Here is a 780-nt window from a genome sequence, read left to right on the forward strand (position 1 = left end):
GGCGGTCGGGGTGCCTATTCTGCCGTAAAAGCCCAGCAGAACTATCAACAGCGCCGATTAAAGAGTCGTCGCCTCAGGGTACTGGAGAATTTAAAGCTACGCGACTTTGTCCTTCACTGCATTCTTCAACGGCAATGGTCACCCGAGCAAATCGCCGGTCGTTTATCTTTAGAGAACAGTAATTGGCATATCAGCTACAACACGATTTATCGCGGAATTGAACGAAATAATTTAGGCGTTAAACGTAAAAGTCATGGGGCTCGAGGATTCGCTCGAAAGTTACGACATCGTGGGAAAACTCGTAAGGTTAAAGGAACTGTCAACGAACGACGTGGCCGTTTTAATAATGTCCCATCAGTCCATGAACGACCAGTCTCATGTGAGAATCGGACTCGTTTTGGCCATTGGGAAGGCGATACCGTTCGCGGCAAGATCGGGCGTTCGGGTTTAGTGTCACTGGTCGACCGTAAGTCACGATACCTTCTGTCTGAGCGTGTACCCAAAGTGAATGCCAAGAATGTGACCCAAGCGATGATCGACCTCCTGCATACAGTCACACCTAAACGCGTTCGTACGCTTACACCAGACCGAGGTACAGAGTTTGCGGGTTATCGTGAAGTCGGTAAAGAGCTTGGTATCTCAGTCTATTTTCCAGACCCGCACGCACCACAACAACGTGGGACCAACGAAAATACCAATGGTCTTATCCGAGAGTATTTTCCCAAAGGAACTGACCTTGATGAACTGACCGATCAAGATATCGCGAAGTTTGTCAGGGAT

At 48.6% G+C, this 780-nt stretch carries 1 protein-coding gene; it reads left to right on the forward strand.

Features of this window, described 5'->3' with window-relative positions:
• Positions 1-780, forward strand: a 780-nt coding sequence (locus KGF65_RS16760; RefSeq protein WP_216748760.1) for an IS30 family transposase, incomplete at both ends; no start/stop codon positions are given.

This window comes from Lactiplantibacillus sp. 30.2.29 (assembly GCF_018991255.1).
GTDB lineage: Bacteria > Bacillota > Bacilli > Lactobacillales > Lactobacillaceae > Lactiplantibacillus > Lactiplantibacillus pentosus.